The organism is Sphingobacterium sp. UBA1897 (assembly GCF_002337775.1).
GTDB classification, from domain to species: Bacteria; Bacteroidota; Bacteroidia; order Sphingobacteriales; family Sphingobacteriaceae; genus Sphingobacterium; species Sphingobacterium siyangense.
In genome coordinates, this window is record NZ_DDGR01000027.1 from 157564 (window position 1) to 178769 (window position 21206).

The following is a 21206-nucleotide window of genomic DNA, read 5'->3' on the forward strand; positions in this document are numbered from 1 at the left end:
TATTTAAAAATTTATTACTAAACCTTATTTCGCCCAAAATACGGGCTCAGAATCTGATTTCACAGCAGGTGCATTAGCGTTTGAATTCGTCGAACTTTGAGCATAACGTAAACGTTGCAAAACCTTTCCCGCACCCAATTCAGTATTATATTTTATTGGGGTATATAAAGTGCCAGGAACATATAATTCAGGTTTAAACACATCTGTTTCTTCATTATATATATTTTCCCCTGTAACGGATCCAAAAGCTGGGTACTTTAGTCGGCGTAATTCACACCAAGCCTCAAAGTTATTTGTCCCACTGAGCGCAATCCATTTTTGAATCCCGATGAGTTTCTCAAATTTTGCATTATCATAGGCATAATCTCCTTCATAAATATCTGCTGCATCTGCAGCACTAAGGCCTACAGATAGGAATGATTGCGTTATAGCATTTTCATAATGCGTTTTTGCTTGTCCAGCGGAGCCATATCTCGCGTAATATTCTGCTAAGAAAAACTCTATTTCGGATTTAGTAATTAAATAGACTGGTGAATTATAACTCATATTTGGTCTACTAAAATAACTTGCAGTATATACATTGGAAAGCGAAAAATTAGTACCAGAAACACCTCCATTATAAAGTCCACTGCCATTTTTCACAAAAAATTTAGACAATCGAGCATCTTCAACATCTTCCATTGTACCTGACAATGCCAAATTTAATATGACATTTTGTTGATTCGATCCGAAGTAAGCCGCAAATTCTTCTTGGTAAAAGGGATTTGCTTTACCAGTTTCATCAGCCCACATATTTGCATAAGAGACGTCTGATAATGGAAACATATTTTCAGTTATAAGTGCCGTAAGCTCATTTTTAACATCTTGAACCTTACTGATGCGCATCAAAAGCTTTAACTTCAACGCATTAGCAAATCTAACCCAATCAGCTGGATCTGGATCTTGATTCCCAACTTTCGGATATAAGAAAGTCGGGATGACAGGTTTATCAAGTTCTACCTTAGACAAAGCCTCATCTAGCTCAGTTAAAATACCAGCATATATATCTTTTCCATCATCATATTTAGGTGATAGGATATCATCCTTAAGTGCTTCCGAATATGGAGTTTCTCCATAAGCGTCTACTAAGGCTTGGATTGCAAACACGCGTAGGGTAGTTGCAATTAAATAGGTATTCCAATCACCATCTGCTTTAGCCTTTTCAAGTACTGTATTAGCATTTTTTAATACCCGTGTATTTAACTGAGTGTAAGTACCAGCGGACCTCGTTTGAGACGCGATGAATTGGGAATAATCAACGTAATTACTTGTCCCAAATGTTTGGCTGTAATGCTCGGCATAATATCCGCCAATGATCCTAAAATAATTCCCATAACTAGCAGCAAGATTCATCTCAATTCCTGGGACAATTAGTGTGTTGGAAACATTCTCTTCCGTGGGCGAATTTGGACTTTCATTAATATCCAAAAACTTCTTACATGAAGTAACCCCTATGCTTAATGCCAATAAAGGCAATATTATCCTTTTCATATTCATATTAATCATTAAAATTTAAGACTTACGTTAAATCCGTAAATTCGAGTTGCCGGATTAATGTACAATTCTCCAAACTGTCCAGACAGATCGCTACCTATTGATGATCCTTCAGGATCGATGAACTTATTGCTCTTTGGTGTCCATACGAATGGGTTATTTACAAATGCTGTTAAAGCAACATCACTTAATTTTGCTGAACTTACCCAAGATTTTGGCAATACATATGATAAAGAAATATTCCTTATTTTTCTAAACGATCGATCTAATAAATAATATTGTCCCCCTTCTTTCGCACCGTAGTTGTTAAAGTAATTTTGGTAACTACTATTTGAAAGATAAATAGGTGTCGTGTTATCTTGATATCTCACAAAATTTCCGTTTTTGTCCAGCACGCGTTGTGCAGAATTAGGAATGATAAAAGGATTACGATCATTGTACATGGTTTCAATACCATTCCCCGTGAATTGCATCAAATTTTTTGTCCGAGAAAACATATACCCCCCTTGACGTATATCCAAAGTAGCACCTAATGTAAAGCCGTATGCACTAAAAGAAGTTGTCGCTCCGCCTGTCCACTTTGGCTGAATATTTAATCCCGTGCTCATAATATCTTTTGTTAATACAGGTTGGCCATACTCATCATCTACAATTAACTTACCATAATATGGGCTACTAGCATCTTCAACATACGTGGGTAAATATGTGTAGAAAGTCCCTAACGGCTTACCCACTTCCGCATACATGCTCACATTGTCATTTCCTGCTGAAAAATTATAGATCTGAAATTTATCTCCGATGCGCTCATCCAAAGAGATAACTTTATTCCTATTAATTGTAAGATTTAAGTTTAAATCCCATCTAAATTTTTCGGTTTTGATTGGCGTTGTTGAAAGCAAGAGTTCTATACCTCTATTTCTTACCTCTCCAACATTTGTGACCATTGTTGCAAAGCCACTTGCTGGATCTACTGATAGAGGAAATATTTGATCTGTAGTTCTTCTATTATAAAATACAGCATCTAGACCAATACGATTGTTTAAGAATTTTAAATCAAGACCGGCTTCGAACTCCGTTGTCATTTCTGGAGACAATTGATCACTGCCTTTTTGGGTACTTAAAAGGAATGAGTTAGTGCCATTTAATGGAAATTTGGCAATATCTGATCCGTAGTAACCGTTGGCAAATCCCTGAATATAGCGCGCCGTCGTTTGATAAACTCCAGCATCATTACCTGTGCGCCCGTAAGCTAATCTTGCTTTACCGAATGATAATATATTATTTTTAGGCAAGTTATTCGTAAATAACCAGCTCAATGTTGCTCCCGGATAGAAATAATTATTTTTATTAATTGGTAACGTCGAAGACCAATCGTTACGGGCAGTTAAATTCAAAAACACAGTTTCATCATAGCCCAAGGTTACATCTCCAAAAAGACCAACCAATCTTCGTTTTGTTTGCACTTCACTCAATTCAGATCTTACAGAACCATTACTTAAATCCCAAAAACCGGTATATACTGATAACCCATCTGTTTGACCTTGCATATAAGTAGAATATCTTTCATTAATATTCATACCTAAAAGCGCCGTAAGCGATAACTTATCAAATTTATTATCATATGTAGCCAAAAAATCATGGTTAAGTTCGTATGAACTTCCATAACGCGAAAAGACATTCCCTGCTTGATTCATTGCGGATGGCGGATAACCTTTATTATCAGTGATTAATTTATCATCTAACTTTATCTCTGGCACGCCAATTTTTTGATCATAATTCAAATGATCAAATCCGAAACGATATGTCAAAGTCAACTCCTTTATAGGATTAATATCCGCTTGAATTTTTCCATTAAATTGCTTTGAATTCAACTGATTGTAATTGTTTGCCAGTGCCCAATACGGATTTGTTATACCGTAAGGAGTAAAGTAAGCCTCAGGCGTATTAAATGGACTAGATAAATCTTTTTTATCTATAATCGAAATATCTCTTGGTAATTCCAATAGCCCGTCTATTACAGACGTTCCTTGATACGTACCAACTACATTCGTTTTATTAGTTGTAAAATTAAGGTTGGAAGATACTTTTAACCAATCAGTACCTTGATATGTGCTTCGGTATGCTAATGTATTTCGTTTGTAAGAATCCGCATCTGTTGGCATTATTCCATCGTCCTTGGTATTTGAATAGGAAAGGTAATAAGTAAGTTTATTATCCTCAGATGCACCGTTAAATGCGATACTATTATTAAATGACTTGCCAATATCTAAGAAGTCCTTAACATTATTTTTTCGTGCGGAATACTCATGATATAATTGTTTATTATCCCAGACCGGTCCGAACAATTGTTGTGAACCATCTAGTCGAGGTCCCCAAGATCCATTTTCAATATAAGTTTGTTGACCATTCCAACCTTGTCCAAATTCATTTTGCATGATTGGAAAAACGGACATTTCCCTAAATTGCATACCACCGTTATAGGATAGGGAAAAATTTCGACCATTCCCTTTTTTTCCTGACTTTGTTGTAATAACAACTACTCCATTGGATGCACGGGAGCCATATAATGCAGTAGCTGCCGCTCCTTTAAGGACCGTCATTGATTCAATATCATCAGAAGAAATGCTGGATATACCGCCTGCGGCAATTGTAGTACCATCAGTTTGGAAATTGCTTGTTTGCAATGGAACTCCATCAACAACATAAAGCGCTTGGTTAGATCCATTGATAGAGCTAAAACCACGAATCACCACCGAAGAAACCGCTCCTGGAGATGCACCGGTTGAATTGACTTGAACCCCCGCGACTTTACCAGCTAATGCATTAGCAACATTCGTATTTCGAGACGCCGCTAATTCTGCGCCACCAATTTTTGTAGCCGAATAACCTAATGATTTTTCTGAGCGAGTAATCCCCATAGCTGTCACAACCACCTCGTCAAGGGCATTGTCGGCGTTATCTAACGTTACGTTAAAAGCCGATTGTCCTTCTTTAACGATTAACGTTTTATCTGCAAAGCCTACAGAGCGAAATACAATAACTTTTCCATTAGGTACTGATAACGAATAATTACCATTTGCATCTGTTTGGGTAGCAGTATTTGATCCTTGGACAATGATTGTTACACCTGCCAATGGTTTGCCATCAACTCCTGTAACATGACCACTGACCGTTCTCTCCTGTGCAAATGCCACAGAAGTCAGAATCATACTACCCACGAAAAAACTGAGTAATTTGTGTTTCATATGTTTAGTTTATTAAAATGTTTATTCTTGATAAATACTTTGGCTAGCAATGGACTTTCCGATAATTTATATTCGCGTTATAGTTAGTAACATCATTTAAATTGAATTGTTTCAACTTGTTAAAAAATGTTAAAACAAAATTATAACTTTTTTCAAAATTTGCAATGCTGACATAATTTTGTAGTAACAAATAATTCAATAACAACCATAACAAACTGATTAAAAAGTAATTATTTTTAATTAGAATCCACTTTAAAGTAACATTGTTACATTAAAAACGAAAACTATTTACATGAGAAATTAACTATCTTCATAAAACAGCAATTTGACTTTCTTATTTCATCGCCGTACGACTTTCCTTATGATCTTCAGGGCAAAAACTTATCATCCCTTTTTTCTCATACATCAACACCCCAGCGTCGCGTATTACGGCATAGACCTTTTCCCGATTGGTCCTATAGCAGACAGTCGTACTTATCAACTTGTTCGGTATACATTTCATGTTTTTAACCGTAAATCCATGCCAGCGGCTCATCTGCCAGACAAATTCTGTCAGTGGGACATCTTTGTATTCACGTACAGCATTCGCCCATTGTGAAGCTTGTTCGAAATCCCCATTCGTTAAATAAAATAGACTATCCTGTCGTACTTTTTCGCCCTTCGGTAAATATGATTTGATAACCACAGCTTCATCCAAACATTGAAGCACCTGTCTTTTGTTTGATCTGCGATCAGAGACAAGCACCTCTCCATGTGATACCGTTGCCCGCGTAAACTGGGCATAAGATGCTAATTCAAATCTTCCGTAATCACTCGAAATTTTTCCATTGCTAGTTTGTATTACCATCACGCTCCCAAATAGTTGACTAGGTATATCTATAAGCGCCTCGCCCTCGATAAACAGATGTGTACTATCTCCTTGCGTCAACGGATAACGAAGAGTTGATTGGGCATTTAGCCGGACCCGCATACCATAAGAGAATTCTATAACACATTGCTGACGAGCAGCTGTTCTGATCACGATAGCCGTATCTTTTGTATTTACCTCCCGCCCGCTGGATGATTTATCAAATTCCAATACCCCCTCGACGGTCTTGGCGAGCGAAATACCGTTTAAATCAAGCAATACTCCGGTTGCATTCGTATCCAATCGAATGATAGATGAATCAGCAAGCATTATTGTACCTGCAGATTCAGACAATGGTAGCTCCACACCAGACGACATACTAGCACATTCCAGACCGATTTCAGCCCTATAATTCCTGTGTTTTAAGATGACAATTACAGCCGGTAGCAAAAGAAATAAAACTGCTGCTGCAGCACATCCCCACCATAATTGCCGTTTCTTTTTCCTAGCTAACCGATCTCCCGCAGCCCGGATCTTTTCAAAATCAGGCCGCCACTCGATGGACAGTTCGTTTGACCGATTAGTAGACATTTCTTCGATCACCTCGGCAATCATTTCATCAAATTCCTCTTCACTAAAAATTTTCTCGGCTGCTTCTAATTGATCGGATTCTGTAAAACTGATACTCGCGTCCATACGCTTCCTAATCAGTTCTTTTACATATGTTCTGTTGTAAATCATTTCACCTTGTATTAAACAAATAAGCCCATAAGATCTTTCAACTTTTTTCGGATCACCTTCAGTGCCCTAGACAATTTATTTTTCACCGTCTGTTCTGCCATTCCATAGGTCGCCATTAATTCCTTGTTACTCCTACCCTCAAACTTCGATTTAATGACGAGCTCCCGATCCTGGGGAGGTAATTCCTCACAAGCCTCCAAGATCAGCATCTCAAGTTCGTTATAGGCGAATCTATCGTCTGCGCATTGACCACTAGCCATATCCAGACCGTTATCGAGCGAAATCTTATTGTATTTTGCCTCATCTCTAATGTAATAAAGAGCTTTATTTTTCGCTACGCGCTGCATCCAATATACAGGTGCTTCCAGCTTCGCGACCAATTGCCTTTTTTCCCAGATTACGATTAATGTCTCATTTAATACATCCTTGACTAGATCGTCATCATCATAAATAAAACGACGGATATACTTTTCCAGACCCCCGCCATAATGCGCAAAAATTTGCTCAAGCGCTGCATTAGGCTGTGAGTCTAATAATTGAAAAAAGTAACGATCGTACATATTTGTTTCTTTTGCCATTCGTCTATCCTCTCTAACATCATTTTCAATAAAATTATAAACTTAAAAATCAGATACTTATAAAAAATACAGCGTATTAGCAGGTACGAACTAGCCTTTATTGCTAGTAGTATATAGAAGAATTAGAAGATTAGATTTTAAATCAGTAATAAGACAAAGGTAATAAAAGCTATATAACAAACCAAGAAAAATAATTCACAATATACTGATTTACAAATAGTTGAATTAAAAATTCAACCCAATACTCTTATGCTTCTTTTATAGATTAGAAAAGACAGTAACAACTAAAAAAAATGAACGCAAGAACAGCACATATCGCAATGGAAAGCATCCGAATCGGATTTATGGTCTTTTGGATCTATGTGGCTATAGACAAGCTCATAGAACCCAGTGCATTCCAGGATGCTCTTCTCCGGCAACCGTTACCAAGCAGCTGGGCAAAACCTCTTTCTCTTGCACTTCCTACTTTTGAGTTCACTACCGGAATCCTTTTAGCCGGTCGGTATAAAAAAATAGGACTACTGCTATCTATAGCTTTATTATCCTCTTTCAGTGTCTATATTGCATTAGGACTGCTCAATCTATATCCGCAGAAACCGTGTGGCTGCGCATCCGTATTTGAAAGTTTGTCGTGGGAATGGCATTTGGTGGTAAATATGGTCCTTTTTACGTTATCCATATTGGGATGGTACTTGACTGGCCCAACCAGCCCCATGGAAAGGCACGAGAAAAGGAACCTATCAATTGGCTTTACCTTTACACCGCCCATTCATTTAGGTATTGTCATACTCTTCCATTATCACACTTCTCAAAAACGCTTTCCGCGAAAATTTGCACTATTCCCGGCTTAGCCGGTATAGAAATAAATTATGATACGTGATGGACAGCCCGTAAAAATCGATCCCGAGGTATAAAACAGACTGAAACACCTCGTTAAAGCAAGGTATCAGTCATCAATAAAAATTTGAGTTTTTTGTGGAGGTAAACTTTTTTTGCTCTTATAAAAAAGGCCTCGGTATGAAAGCAATATCTTTCATCAAAAAGCATGCAACGGTGATGTTAGCCGGAGCTGCTATAATTGGATTCAGTTCTTTTAAAGTAATTAAACTAAATAACGAAAATAAAGATACTGACTTAATATTTACGTATGTTTCGCCAGCTGGTTCTCCAGCCCCCTATTCGGATACAAATGTAAAAAATACTGCAAATTGGCAGAGGAGTTCTACCAGCTGCTCAGATTCGGAAGACCAGGATGTCGCTTGTTCAATTGCCGTACCATCTAGCAGCACGATGAATAGTGGAAATAATATCGATCCTTCCAAAGTAACGATCGAGACATTTCAGCACAGCACCAACAACTATGGTGTGTCTCCTTCTTCGGCGTCCACACCGGAGTACAATGATCCATTGAACAAACCTTTGGATCCATAAATCGAAAAGCCCATAGCCCCTAATTTCGGCTATGGGCTTTCAGCACAATGATACATTGGATTGATTCAGTTCTTATCTTAGAAAAGCATCTAAGTCTGTAGGAGTATTTAAAATTAGCTTTGATGAATTCGGACTAAGCTCCACCCGCTCTCCTTCTATCATACGAACCATTTTAATGGCTTTTCCTTCGAGGTTCAAGCGTTTAATATCTGATAAACGAATTCCCCTCATCAACAGTTCTTTTCGTCTTTCCAGCAATACAATCCCCAAAGCTTCGTTGCTATACTGTGCTGCTTTTGGCACAAATACCTTCGTACGATCCCACCGATTTTTTAGCAGGAGATTAACATCCTGCATGCTCGCTTTCAAAGCACCTTTCCGTGCATTGCTTTCCGCGCGTATCAGAAGCATCTCTGCCGTTGTTAACCCCGAAAACATCCACTGTATGGAATGGGAATAAGTTCCTTTAAATTTAAAATACTTGCCCGAAGCACTAAAAAAAGCTATCCGTCTCAGGTCGGCGCTCTCATAGCTATTCATTAAATTAGAATCGATTAAAGCGCGCGTTGGGATATAGTTCTGAAACTTTTGACCCATCTCAGAATAAAAGATCGTTTCCTTCGTAAACTTCGAAAAGGGCACCGAAGCGCTAATCTTTACTCCGTCTTCAGGCTGATTATAATCCATTAGCTCATTGAACAGCTTCAACGATTCATCGGCGGCATTTCCTGCTTGTTCGTAAAGACCCATGGACAGGTAAGCCCGGGCTAATAGTGCATATGCTCCTGCTTTTGAAGGCCGTGATTTCAGCAATGGGGCATCATCTAAATTTTCTGCGGCCGTTTGAGCATCTTTCACTACTTGCTGATAGCATTCACCTACCGTAGAAAATTCACTCTTCACATTGAAATCAGATTTAAAACGCAAGACAACGCCTTTCTCCCCATTCTTTCCCTCCGGATCAAACGCTGGAGCGTAAGTCCATAGTAACTGAAGTAAATAGTAAGCCCTGTAAAAATGGGCCGAGCCGTAGACATTTTTCCAGTCACTGTTGTTGACATCGGTCCTTTCAATTTTGTCCAATATTTCCAGGCAAAAGTTGGCATTATATATAGGCAGGTAGGCCGAAGACCAATCATTGGGATATGCATAATCGAAAGCTTCCCATTTGTACAGCAACTTCATTTCCGGTAAAAGAGCCTTATAATTGTTGTCCAGCAGAAAATAATCATCAGCTGCCGATTCAGCATATGAAGGTGTTCTCCGCTCATTCATATAGCCAAAATCATCCAGTATCTCCTGCAGGTCCCGTATCGATGCCGGAACCTGATAGGCATTGCTATTCTTTGGATCAAGGTAATGGCTGCAGGAAGTACATGCAACCAGAAAGCATAAAATAAAATATATCGTCAATTTCATACAGCAAATGGTTAAAAGCTGGCACGAAGGCCAAGTGAATAATTTTTCTGCAAAGGAATCGCTTCGGGATTATCTGGATCAAGCCCGCGCCGGTTTGCGCGCCAGATAATTCCTAGATTGGCCGCATTGGCAAATAATTGTATATTATTGATTCCACTGCTTATTTTGGGCAAATTATAGGTCAGGTTGATAAACTGGAGTCGGATATGGTCGCCCTTTTCAACAAGGATTTCACTAGCACCATAAAACGCATCCCGCCCGGGCATAGTCAATGGAAATTCGAAAGATGGCACGTTCGTATGGTCTCCTTTTTGCTGCCAACGATCATAATAATCAGGATGAACCGTTCCATAATTGATAAGAGCACTGGAAGTGAACGAAGATCTCCGAAAGTAATAGCCCATGCGATAACTCAAATTGAAAGACAGACTCAGATTCTTATAGGTAAATGTATTCAACCAGCCGCCAAAATGAACAGGTATGGCAGAACCAATAAAATAGGCTGAACCACCCTCCCCCGCACTTCCTATTGAACCTTCATTAATTGCAGTATAATCCGTCGATATTTCCCCATTCCATATTCCCTGCGGATTTCCGTTATCGTCAAGTCCTTTCCAGATAAATGCCGCAAGACCATACAGCGGATAGCCAATAACCGGATTGATCTGAGTGCCAGAAGCATTTACCATACGATAGAGCTGACTTTGGTCATTGGGGTAGTAATAAGCAGTTGTCTTGTTATTATTGTAATTATAGATCAGCGACGACTGCCATCCCAATACACCTGATTTTAGGTCATAATTTAGCTGTACATCCAATCCTTTTCCTTTCATTGCCGCTACATTCTGGATGATCGTTCCCCTAGCGCCCCAGCTCGTATAATCATAATTGGTCTCGCCATAGAGATCGGATCCATTTTTAATATAGTATTCTATGGAACCGGAAAGCGGGAAATCTTTTAGCGCGAACTCCAGTCCCGTATTCAGTTGCATCACTTCTTCCCAGCGCAAAGAAGGGTTGTTGATTGTTCCGATCCTTCCATAAGGCAACGAACCATTGATGGTTGAATTTGTCGCCGAACCGCTAATCGGTAAGGCCGACCGGCTCAAATCAACATTACCACTATAACCCAATGTTGCTTTAAGCTTTAGATAATTTAAAGGAAGTTTCTCAAAAAACGATTCTTTGGACAGCACATAGCCCGCACCTAAAGACCAAAGCGGCTTCCATTTGTCATTCGTCGCTACGCCATAAATATTCGAGCCATCTCTTCTTATATTTCCACTGAGCATATAACGATCTTTCCAGGTATAATGAAAATTTCCGTAAACACTTACAAATCTATTCAGTCTGGTTGGAGACAAATTTGGAGTTCCCATTATTGTACCCGAACTTCCGAAAGGTTTCTTGAGATAACTCGTTGTAAAATCGACTGGAACCATGGATAGCGGATCTTCACGATAACCATAATAGACCATGCTACTGCCCCATGCCTTTGTTTGCCGCATCTCCAGTCCGGCCATCGCAATGAAAGCATGCTGGCCTACCTTTTTATTAAAATCAAATTGACTTCTAAAAGCATAAGATTCTTGGTTATTGCCTGTTTTCCATAAAACATCCCCATAAGGTACGATGTAAGTTACCTTTCCTGTGGTTTGATTGATCTGACTGAACGTATTCACCATATCGCGCACAAAATAACTTTCTTTCATATAATGGTTATCGATCAGTCCGTCTTGACGCTGACGCTGGTAATTGGCTTTAAACATGCCACCGGAAAAAAGCTTGATACTGATACCAATATTTGCGATATATTCCTGGATCGTATTCGTTTCTGTATTGTATTTAAAATCCTCGACAGGATAGTAATTCCAGTCGAATAACCGTCCTTTTCCTACTGTATCCAGCACTGTTTTTCCATAGTTTTCATAAAATGCCGCTGGGCTGCCGTTCTCATCAAACAAAGACAGATAGGGTACCACATACTGGTTGCCCACACTTGCAAGTGTAGCATAAGAAGGAATATTGCTATTCCTATTTTTTTTATTGGAATAAGATGCTGACACATTAACGTTCAACCATTTATTCAAGGTCATCGTATTGGAAAGCCTAATGGTTGTACGTGCAGCGGGCCGGCTATAATTATCTTTCTGCCAGTCCTGCCCCAGCGAAAGAGTCCAGCTATTGGATGCGCTCCCTCCTGAGATATTTACACCTAATTGCTGCGTCTGTGCAGGTTTATAAAAATAGTTGCTATACTGCTGCCTCAGGTCAGACTTTAGGTAAAACGCTTTATGAGACTTATATACATCATCCGAGATTTCATTTTTACGCCTTTTATCCAACCAATAAACGATAGGCGAAACAGGTGGCCCATCCCAGCTGTCCAGCCGACTATCAAACTGGCCAGCGGCAAATAGCATTTCCTCTAGGTCAATATAATCCTTATTGCCCACTATAGCCAATGGAGAAAGATCTGGCTTTTCCTTAACACTGGTGTTGAAATTTAGATCAAGTCGTGTTTTTCCATCCATTTTTGACCTTTTTGAAGTGAGGACAATCACTCCATTTCCACCCCGGGCACCATAGATCGAAGTCGCCTCGGCATCTTTCAGGACTGTTACAGATTCAATATCGTTCGGATTGATATTATTGATATCCCCTTCATAGACAAATTCATCCAATACGATTAAGGGATCCAGTGGACCGTTTATGGTACCATATCCACGTACGGTGATCCCCAGTTTATTCTGCGGATTGAGATTGGTTTTTCCTTTTTGGAAAACAAGTCCATTTGTTACCCCTTCTAAGCGATCCAGGATATTCATTCCAACCTGCTTTTCCAGCAGATCTTTTTTCAGTACCGTCACTGAGCCATTGATCTGGTTGACCTTCAGTTTCTGATAGCCTGTACTTATCTCAACTTCCTCCAATTGATTTGTTAGCTCTTTTAGCACCACAACGAGGTTATCATCGTGTCCGCGAGCTATTATAGTTTCCGGCTGGTATCCGATCAGGGAAAAGCGTATCGAATCATTTAGTCCGGCCTTTACAGTAAATTTCCCGGCATTGTCCGAGCGCACAGAGCTACTTTTTGAAACCACATTTACATTTGCCAGCGGTGTGCCACTGGAATTCAGAATCTTACCTTTCCATAATCTTTCGCGAGTTTGGCCTGTGGCAAAATGAAGGAGGATAAGAATATAACAAAAGACTTTTAGCATATACTTCATTTTGTTCTCCTTTCTTTTAATGCTTTTTCGCTGTTTTTATAAAAAGAAAGATCCAATATTTCTATCATCGCCTTAAATTCACGAATAGAACCTAAAGACAAGACCCTGCCCTTTGGAGAAATCAGGACATAATGGGGAATGCTTCGATGTTGAAAATATTGATTTAATATAGTGTCTTGAAAAATCTGAGGCATATCCATTGCGTAGGGAAAACGATTATGATAGCGTTCAAAGAAAGCTGCAATACTTTCTTTGGTATCCCTATTGCCTTTTTGATTAACTAGAACAATCGCCACATTGTCTTTCAAGACTCGATGTAGGCTATCAATTTTTGGGAATCCCTTAACACAGACAGTACACCAGGTCGCCCAAAAATCCAGTAGGATAAATTTTCCTTTTGATTGATGAAAGTTAAATTCAGCAGTATTACCATCTTTAAGTCCGAGATACGAAGTAGACCAAAATTTATCCGGTAACCTATCACCAACCTGGAGCCCTTTTATTTTATCCAGCCCATCGGCCCCGCTGTCCTTGCGGGGCGTCTGAGCTGATAAACTAAACATAGAAACCATCAGTGCTAATAAAGCTAGAGCTCTGATGCTCTTCAATGCCTTAAAAGAAAATTTACATGATTGAAAAACTAGGCTTAAAAACATCCATGTCAAAATCATTCGATATGCGCTCTTAAAACTTGTACCTATTGAGAAACATTTTAAAGCCTGCTGAGCGACTTGACGCACCAAACCAAATTCAGTACCGCCCCCTGTTCTTTTAACCTCACATATCAGATTAAAACACGTTAAAATCAATAGCTTCAATCTCAATCCATCTATCAATTCGAAATCTTCCGTACGCTGAAAAGCTTCATTTTTCTGCGTGTGGCTTGTGCAATCCTTTAGTCGTTCTTGTGTATAACAAGGGCTTAGGAAGGGTGAACCTAGGGTCGCGCTATAGTCAAGCTTGTGTGTTTCTTGTGTCCACCTATAGTGGAGCATTATTTGACCAATACCCGTCAAATTTCTACATTTCATCGGATTTTCATCGGGTCGGCATCGGGTTTTGATCGGTATGGCCCGATGAAATCCCGATGAAAACTCGATGCCAGTAGCATGAAAGGCAGAAGCTGGGGCGAAGTTTGTCCGGCAAAAGTCTAAAGAAAACAGCCTTAACATTCGCTTGATTAGTGCAGATTTTATGCTTAAGTAGTGCTTCGCACGTACTTGAAATATATAGGTTATATATAGCCTTACAAAGGCTAGTAATTTTAGGGTATTCATAATTTGTTTGTTAGTGGTTATTCCGATAACCTACCGAAAAAATCAACGATTTTTTTGCTCAATTCCAGCTCTTTTCCTATGCGGTCTTTTGCTTCTGCTGCCAGCTGAATTTCACTCAGGTCTATATGGCGATGGTTGGCGATGCAATAGGCGATCAATACGCGATTCAATGCAGTTGCAAATTCCTGCATTTCCTCATCCTTCAGGAGCCTATTTTCTACCGTGCCACCATCAAGATGCGTACTCAATAGCTGCAGCATATTAGCAGAAATAACCTCTAGCGCATAGTGATTCCAGAATGCTTCAATATCCTTAATAGGGTCATAGTCGTCCTTATGGACATCAAAGATTATCAAGTCAAAAGCAAGTTGTAGCGCTAAAATCCTGTTCATTTTTCAGTAAATCTTCGTAACCGAAAGTACATAGTATCCCCTCCCCGATCGAAATCAGCTTTTTATTGGGAGCCTGATGTTACTCATCAGTTCACATTTGTAATAATTAATTCATTCTTGGAACCAGAGCGCGTTTGATTGAGGGGTCACAAAGGTGTATAATATTGGCTTTACGCAGTCCATGGCAAGAGAAGCCAAATCTTATTTGGCCAAACCAGCCGAGCTACTCGGGGGCAGCGATGATGTTCTTTGATTGTTGTTTTTTGTTCATAACTCGTTTTATTGGTAACGAGTCTTGTTGCAGTGTTAGAAACCAACAATGGCGTGACATCCAACCTACTGTCAATGAGGCCCTGAGAAGCCCTGGAACGAGTAAGCGGACGCCACGCCATTGCTGACGGGCGTTTTGATCCACTTATCGCCTTGTTCCAAATTGAAATTTCTCAGGTTTCATTGACAAGACTCATAAGCGCATCCACCTATATGAGATGGAGCAAAAGTATTATATTTTATCTTATTTTACAATCCGACTTTTTGCTTTTTTTAGTATATTTGGTAATTAACTTTACAAAGATTTAAATTTCTGCACTACAATCAAATAGCAATCAGTTATAAAAACATAACTATGAGTTATAATTAGTTATAAAAATTAGTGATATGACAACAGGTACTAAAATACGATTATTGAGGGAGCAAAAAGGCTGGGGGCAAGACGTTCTAGCAGCGAAATTAAACATCTCTCAACCCGCTATATCAAAATTAGAGTCTGATCAGAATAAATTATCCTGGGATAATGCAGTCACTCTTGGCGAATTATTTGAGGTTGATCCAGAGTATTTTTTCGATTCAAAAGTTAATAACTACATCTCTCATAACCAAAAGGTAAATCAGTTATTTAACTCCGATTATAATGATAACAACATAGAATTTATCAAGGGGTTATATGAAGCTCAGATTAAATCAAAAGATGAGCTGCTTCAAGAAAGGTATGAAAGAATTGAGGATTTTAAAAGGCAAGTGGAGGAATTGAAGACTGAATTGGCTATTTTGAAGAAAGTTTAATTATTTTTTTAATTAATATTGAGTGTAAATCATCAACTACCTATCGAATTCAATTACATGAACTAGTTAATGCGACAATTGCAAGAGCAAAATAAATTGATTTTTTCATTTAAATTTAAAGTATTAAATAATGTGATTTCGTAAGCACAATATACATACATAAATTAGTTTCAAAAACAACAATTTAGTGAAAAAAATGTTGCATAACGGAAATTATTACACTCAACAAAGTAAAAAAAGCGGCAATTTCTTTCGAAATTGCCGCTTTTATAAGCATATAATCTAAAAGATTATTTAACGTCCCACCAAACCGGTACTGTAATCGCTTTCGTACCTGGATAGTTTAAGTTAGTTGTCAACTCAGTATTTGGATACAACAAACGTTGCGGCATTTCACCATTAGCCAAGATTGATGCTTTTGATTGAATCAAGAATGTAGGATAACCTGTTCTTCTATATTCGGTCCATGCTTCAAAGTTTTGAAAACCATTCATTGCATAGTATTTCTGCGTAATGATTGCTTCTAATTGTTTTGAAGCATCAGTTGGAAATTTACCAGCAGCAGCTAAATAAGAAGACAGTCCTTCCGTACCCAAATAATCAAATGAAGCTGTAATACCTTCATTGTACAACGTTGAAACCGTCCCTGTTCCCCATCCTTTCAAAGCAGCTTCAGCTTGCAAGAATTTGCTTTCGGCAATAGAGAATAATTTTACAGGAGCGATTGCAGAAGCTGTATTTTTCGCATTTGCGCCAGTCGCTGGAGAAGGAGCAGAAACTTTCTTCATATTTTGTCCTCTAAAGTCGCCTTGTATTAAATAGGCTACTGTATCCTGTAGAGTAATGTTGTCAGCTTTGAACAATCTGTTGTACAATGCAAAAGATCTTTTATCCTTATTTGCTTCAAATGCTTTAACAGCAGTTCCGCTTGCAACCACGTTCTGAACGTAATCTAAACCTACCATTTCTGTATAGAATGGGTTCTGGTTACCACCAGTTGTCGTAAACGTGATGGAAACGTCTTTATTTAAAAATGTTGGATTTGTAGCATATAATGCTTTGATACCTGCTTGTGCAGTCGCCGCATCCACATTTGAAATACGTAAATAAGCCTTCAATTTCAAGGTATTTGCGAACGCAATCCAAGAAGCTTTATCACCGCCAAACAGCATATCTTGTTCACCAGGTGTGGTACCAAGATCGCCTTTCAATAACTCGACGCCTTTATCAATACTCTCGAAAATACTGTTGTATACCTCTTTCTGTGTTTGATATTTTGGACTTAAGTTCGTCGCTCCTTGCAAAGCTTCATCCAACGGAATATCTCCAAAAGCGTCAGTAGCTACTTGTAATGTATAAGCTTTCAACAAATACGCCATACCAATTGTATAGTTATTAGCACCTCTCTCTGAATTAATGATTATTTCAGCATTATTTAAAGCACTTCTATAGATTGTTGACCAAATACGATCCGAAGCCGTATTTTTAAGATTATACTGATCAATAGTTTGATACTGTGATGAGGATGGAGCCTGTGTCCAATATTGCGCCCATAAACCACCATACACTTGAAGTTGATTACCAACAATCTGACTTAAAGAGGCTTCAACTGTAGGTAGCAACAGGTTTGGTTCAACTTTTTCTGGATTATTTGGATTGTCGTTAACATCCAAATACTTATTACAACTTGTAAATGCTACGGATCCAACCAATGCAGCAAAAACAAACTTCTTTATATTCTTGTTCATTTTATTATTCTTTATAGTTTAGAAGGATACCTTCACATTGACACCATAGTTACGTAAAGACGGTTGAGCAGTATAGTCAAAACCTTGTGCATTTCCAGCACCAGCAGAGTTCACTTCTGGATCTGCATATTTATTTTCACTTGGAGTCCAGATAAATAGGTTATTACCGAACACACCAACAGTTACATCACCAAAAGGTGTATTTTTTAGCATATCTTTCTTGAATTTATAAGAGATAGCCAAGTTGCGCAACTTCACATAAGAAGCATCGACCACATTCATACCCGCCTCCAAATATGGGTAGTAATCCACTTTGTCATAAGTAGCTGTCGTATTTACAACAGAATTACCATTTGCATCTAAGTAAACAGAGTTCGGGAAGATTTGACCAAAACGCTCACCTCCTGTTTCAGCAGATGTACCTGTGAATGCCATGATATCTTTGGTACGTGAATAGAATACACCGCCGTGTTTCATATCAAACAACGCCGTCAGTGACCAGCTCTTGTAATTGACAGTCGTTCCTAATGATGCTTGGAATTTAGGATTGTAACTTCCTAAGTATTTTGCATCCGAAGTCGGCACAGGTAAACCTGTTTTTTGGTTTACAATCGTTCTACCTTCAGCATCGGTTGCATTCGTTACTGCATAAAATTCTCCATAAGGGCGACCTTTTGCCGCAACGATAGACATACCCGAAAAACCGCCTAGAGAAACTTGATCAATTCCATCCATCAATTCCACAACTTTATTGTTGTTTTTGGTGAAAGTACCCATCAATTCCCAGCTGAAGTTTTCTGTTTTCACCGGAGTTCCACGTAATGCAAGTTCGATCCCAGAGTTCTTGATTTTACCTGCATTGACAACATTGAATCCGTAGCCTGTAGAATTCGCAATAGGAATTGCTAAGATTTGATTTTTTGAGTTATTGTTGTAATAGCTAAAATCAACAGTCAAACGATTTCTAAAGAAACCTAATTCAGCACCTACTTCAGCTGATGTGGTAATTTCTGGTTTCAACTCTGCATTTCCTAATGTAGAACCAGACATGAATGCAGAAACATTACCAAATGGGAAGGTTGTAGTTCCGAATCCACCATTGATTTCACCTCTAGAGAACGTTGTCAACAATTGATATGGATCAGTATCCGACCCCACTTTTGCGTAGTTAGCACGCAATTTACCATAAGAAAGAATGTTCTTAACTTCCGTGCTCAACAACTCAGAAAATACAAATGACCCACTCACACTTGGATAAAAGAATGAGTTGTTTTTCTTAGGCAATGTAGATGACCAGTCATTACGTGCTGTAGCTTGTAAGTACAAGAAGTTTTTATATGACAAGTTCAAGTCTGCATAAACACCAACCAAACGACGTTTTGACCATGAATCTTCGATCAAGTTCAATGGACCATTAGAATTAGCTAAGTTGTAATAGCCAGGCTGTACCAAACCTCCGCTTTCGTTGGTTGCTGTACTTAGATTAGAAACATTACGCTGACGAATGTTGTTACCCAACATTAATGATCCTTTAAAATCTTGATTAAATTCATGTGTAGCAGTCACCATGAAATCATGAATAACCTCTGTTACATTATATTGATCGATACGATACTCTCCATTGTTAATAAGATCATTAGCACTCGAATAATTTCCTGACGTCTTATCGATTGGTGTAAAACTATATTTAGGAGATTCTGAACGTCTGCGGTCTGTATAATGATCTACCCCTACACGTTCTTTGAAGTCCAACCACTCAAATGGCTTATAACCTACGTTAAAATTACCCATAATGCGATTTACATTATTGTAGTTGTTATAATTTGCCAATGTCCAATATGGATTCCTTGAATATGCCCCATAATAACCATACTCATTACTATGGTTTAGACCATTTGCGTCAACATAACCATACCCATTATATGGATTATTTAAATCTTTCAGATCAGCAACAGGAATATCACGGGGAGTTTGTAACAAGTTATTGTATACAGACGAATTTCCTTGTCCTCCACCTACGTTGTTCGAGTTAATCTGACTATAGTTAGCTGAAATTCCTGCATAAAATTTATTAGAGAATTCAGTTTGACCATTGAATCGAACACCATATTTATTGTAGTTATCTTTGCTCCCAGGATAAACACCGTTTGAGTTCAAAGAATTTAGACCCAAGTAGAAAGATGATTTTTCACTACCGCCCGAGAAACCTAAATTATTATCTGTTGCAAATCCAGTATTAAAAAAATTTTTAATATTGTTTTTTACGGCCGAATATGGTTTTGTCTGTCTTACTCCATTAATAGCTTGGCCCCATTCTTGCGTTTTTCCTGTAAAAGGCGCTCCCCATGACCAATTTTCCTTTGGATCATTGACAAAAACTAGATTTCCATCATCGTCATAGTCAGGATAACCTTGACCATATTCATTTTGAAACTCAGGCAATTTCAAAATGGAAGAAAAAGTATTTGTTGTATTAAAGGTAATATCTGTTTTACCCCCACCTTTTTTACCGGTCTTAGTTGTAATGATCAAGGCTCCATTAGATGCCCGCGATCCATACAATGCAGCAGCTGCAGGGCCTTTTAATACGGTCATCGATGCGATATCATCAGGGTTGATATCATTACCACGGTTACCAAAATCAACACTAGACAGCGATGAGCCACCACCAATCACGCTGGAATTGTCAATAGGAACACCATCAACAACGATTAATGCTTGGTTGTTCCCTGAAATTGATGAACCACCACGTAATACTACACGAGATGAGCTACCTGGTGAATTCGATGTTGATGTAATATTCACACCAGCTACCTTACCAGCCAATGCATTAATAGCACTCGAATTTTGACCTGATCGTAATTCTTCATTATTCAATGTCGGCGCAGAGTAACCTAACGTTCTTTTCTCACGCTTAATTGCATTTGCAGTGACAACAACCTCTTCCAAGGCATTGTCATGATTTACTAAAGAGACATTGAATACAGTACTGTTGTTATTAACAATAATAGTTTTATCATCAAAACCAACGGAACGGAATACGACAACCTTACCTGCCGGTACATTCAATGAATAATTACCATCAGTATCAGTCTGCGTTGCCTGATTAGTTCCTTGTACAACTACTGTCACCCCTGGTATTGCTTTACCGTCAGCAGATGTAACACGACCACTAATCTTTTTTTCTTGAGCGAATGCAACCGAAGTCAGAATCATACCGCCAACAAGAAAACTTAGTAATGTTTGTTTCATGTTTTAGTTAGTTAATTTTATTATTTTTTCTAATCCTATATAGTGATATAAATTATATCCGTTATCATAACCGTCCAAACATAAATTGCCTAGACAATAAACAGCAAAAAGCATAATTGCTATTGCAGTTTATTCAGTAACAGTTGAAAATATTTGTGGAAAAGCGGGCCCTAGGTAGATGCAGGGTCAGTTCTTAGATAAATATCCAGCTGTAAATTTGCTCTTTTCAGCATTTACAGTTAATAATAGTTAGTGCGATTTTTATTAGCGGTGTCAAATATAGAAAGCCAAAGTTGTTTTTACAAGTTTTTTAACATAATCTCCAGAAAACAGGAAATACCGCAATAATAAGTTCACAATTTTACAAATTGTTACAAAAGATTCAATTTAGAATAAAAACTCATCAAACTATTTACAAACAGAATTTTATACGGAATCAACTATATTT

14 protein-coding genes are annotated in these 21206 nt (G+C 38.4%); 3 read left to right on the top strand and 11 right to left on the bottom strand.

Annotation, left to right across the window (positions count from 1 at the left end; genetic code table 11):
• Positions 1–24 precede the first annotated feature (24 nt).
• The 4 genes from B4N43_RS19135 to B4N43_RS19150 form a co-directional block, all read right to left on the bottom strand.
• Complete coding sequence (locus B4N43_RS19135) at positions 25–1530, bottom strand: SusD/RagB family nutrient-binding outer membrane lipoprotein (RefSeq protein WP_286735875.1); 1506 nt, start codon at positions 1528–1530, stop codon at positions 25–27.
• A 14-nt stretch (positions 1531–1544) separates the two neighbouring features.
• Positions 1545–4778: a SusC/RagA family TonB-linked outer membrane protein gene (locus tag B4N43_RS19140; RefSeq protein WP_286735876.1), complete on the bottom strand. Its 3234-nt coding sequence runs from the start codon at positions 4776–4778 to the stop codon at positions 1545–1547.
• Positions 4779–5112: 334 nt separating this feature from the next.
• Positions 5113–6366, bottom strand: coding sequence for a FecR domain-containing protein (locus B4N43_RS19145; protein WP_286735877.1), 1254 nt, complete (start codon positions 6364–6366; stop codon positions 5113–5115).
• Between the two features lie 11 nt (positions 6367–6377).
• Positions 6378–6944: a sigma-70 family RNA polymerase sigma factor gene (locus B4N43_RS19150; protein ID WP_286735878.1), complete on the bottom strand. Its 567-nt coding sequence runs from the start codon at positions 6942–6944 to the stop codon at positions 6378–6380.
• A gap of 293 nt (positions 6945–7237) precedes the next feature.
• Here B4N43_RS19150 and B4N43_RS19155 point away from each other — a divergent pair, with 293 nt between their 5' ends.
• A complete protein-coding gene (locus B4N43_RS19155) occupies positions 7238–7795 on the top strand; it encodes a MauE/DoxX family redox-associated membrane protein (RefSeq protein ID WP_286735879.1) in 558 nt (185 codons plus the stop codon).
• Positions 7796–7961: 166 nt separating this feature from the next.
• Positions 7962–8375 carry a hypothetical protein gene (locus B4N43_RS19160; RefSeq protein ID WP_286735880.1) on the top strand — a complete coding sequence of 138 codons (414 nt, stop codon included), beginning with the start codon at positions 7962–7964 and terminating at the stop codon, positions 8373–8375.
• A 72-nt stretch (positions 8376–8447) separates the two neighbouring features.
• Here the strand turns inward: B4N43_RS19160 and B4N43_RS19165 are convergent, their stop codons facing one another.
• From B4N43_RS19165 to B4N43_RS19180, 4 genes are read right to left on the bottom strand one after another with little or no spacing between them, the layout of a single operon-like run.
• A complete protein-coding gene (locus tag B4N43_RS19165) occupies positions 8448–9794 on the bottom strand; it encodes a RagB/SusD family nutrient uptake outer membrane protein (protein ID WP_286735881.1) in 1347 nt (448 codons plus the stop codon).
• 11 nt (positions 9795–9805) lie between these two features.
• Complete coding sequence (locus B4N43_RS19170; protein ID WP_286735882.1) at positions 9806–13018, bottom strand: SusC/RagA family TonB-linked outer membrane protein; 3213 nt, start codon at positions 13016–13018, stop codon at positions 9806–9808.
• 5 nt (positions 13019–13023) lie between these two features.
• Positions 13024–14304, bottom strand: a complete 1281-nt coding sequence (locus tag B4N43_RS19175; protein WP_286735883.1) for a TlpA family protein disulfide reductase — start codon at positions 14302–14304, stop codon at positions 13024–13026.
• A 17-nt stretch (positions 14305–14321) separates the two neighbouring features.
• Positions 14322–14696: a hypothetical protein gene (locus tag B4N43_RS19180; RefSeq protein WP_159731782.1), complete on the bottom strand. Its 375-nt coding sequence runs from the start codon at positions 14694–14696 to the stop codon at positions 14322–14324.
• A 657-nt stretch (positions 14697–15353) separates the two neighbouring features.
• On the opposite strand from B4N43_RS19180, the gene B4N43_RS19185 reads away from it, so the two are divergent.
• Positions 15354–15758, top strand: a complete 405-nt coding sequence (locus tag B4N43_RS19185; protein WP_286735884.1) for a helix-turn-helix domain-containing protein — start codon at positions 15354–15356, stop codon at positions 15756–15758.
• Positions 15759–15807: 49 nt separating this feature from the next.
• Here B4N43_RS19185 and B4N43_RS25565 read toward each other — a convergent pair whose 3' ends face one another.
• From B4N43_RS25565 to B4N43_RS19195, 3 genes are all read right to left on the bottom strand, one after another.
• A complete protein-coding gene (locus B4N43_RS25565) occupies positions 15808–15867 on the bottom strand; it encodes a lipoprotein (RefSeq protein WP_376749022.1) in 60 nt (19 codons plus the stop codon).
• A 181-nt stretch (positions 15868–16048) separates the two neighbouring features.
• A complete protein-coding gene (locus B4N43_RS19190) occupies positions 16049–17506 on the bottom strand; it encodes a SusD/RagB family nutrient-binding outer membrane lipoprotein (RefSeq protein WP_159731788.1) in 1458 nt (485 codons plus the stop codon).
• Positions 17507–17524: 18 nt separating this feature from the next.
• On the bottom strand, positions 17525–20758 hold the full coding sequence (locus tag B4N43_RS19195) for a SusC/RagA family TonB-linked outer membrane protein (protein WP_286735885.1): 3234 nt from the start codon (positions 20756–20758) through the stop codon (positions 17525–17527).
• Positions 20759–21206: the final 448 nt, after the last annotated feature.

Coding starts and splice junctions, on each gene's coding strand:
- B4N43_RS19155 (WP_286735879.1), top strand. CDS start 7,238: ATGAACGCAAGAACAGCACATATCGCAATGGAAAGCATCCGAATCGGA.
- B4N43_RS19160 (WP_286735880.1), top strand. CDS start 7,962: ATGAAAGCAATATCTTTCATCAAAAAGCATGCAACGGTGATGTTAGCC.
- B4N43_RS19140 (WP_286735876.1), bottom strand. CDS start 4,778: ATGAAACACAAATTACTCAGTTTTTTCGTGGGTAGTATGATTCTGACT.
- B4N43_RS19175 (WP_286735883.1), bottom strand. CDS start 14,304: ATGAATACCCTAAAATTACTAGCCTTTGTAAGGCTATATATAACCTAT.
- B4N43_RS19195 (WP_286735885.1), bottom strand. CDS start 20,758: ATGAAACAAACATTACTAAGTTTTCTTGTTGGCGGTATGATTCTGACT.
- B4N43_RS19165 (WP_286735881.1), bottom strand. CDS start 9,794: ATGAAATTGACGATATATTTTATTTTATGCTTTCTGGTTGCATGTACT.
- B4N43_RS19190 (WP_159731788.1), bottom strand. CDS start 17,506: ATGAACAAGAATATAAAGAAGTTTGTTTTTGCTGCATTGGTTGGATCC.
- B4N43_RS19170 (WP_286735882.1), bottom strand. CDS start 13,018: ATGCTAAAAGTCTTTTGTTATATTCTTATCCTCCTTCATTTTGCCACA.
- B4N43_RS19150 (WP_286735878.1), bottom strand. CDS start 6,944: ATGGCAAAAGAAACAAATATGTACGATCGTTACTTTTTTCAATTATTA.
- B4N43_RS19180 (WP_159731782.1), bottom strand. CDS start 14,696: ATGAACAGGATTTTAGCGCTACAACTTGCTTTTGACTTGATAATCTTT.
- B4N43_RS19185 (WP_286735884.1), top strand. CDS start 15,354: ATGACAACAGGTACTAAAATACGATTATTGAGGGAGCAAAAAGGCTGG.
- B4N43_RS19135 (WP_286735875.1), bottom strand. CDS start 1,530: ATGAAAAGGATAATATTGCCTTTATTGGCATTAAGCATAGGGGTTACT.
- B4N43_RS19145 (WP_286735877.1), bottom strand. CDS start 6,366: ATGATTTACAACAGAACATATGTAAAAGAACTGATTAGGAAGCGTATG.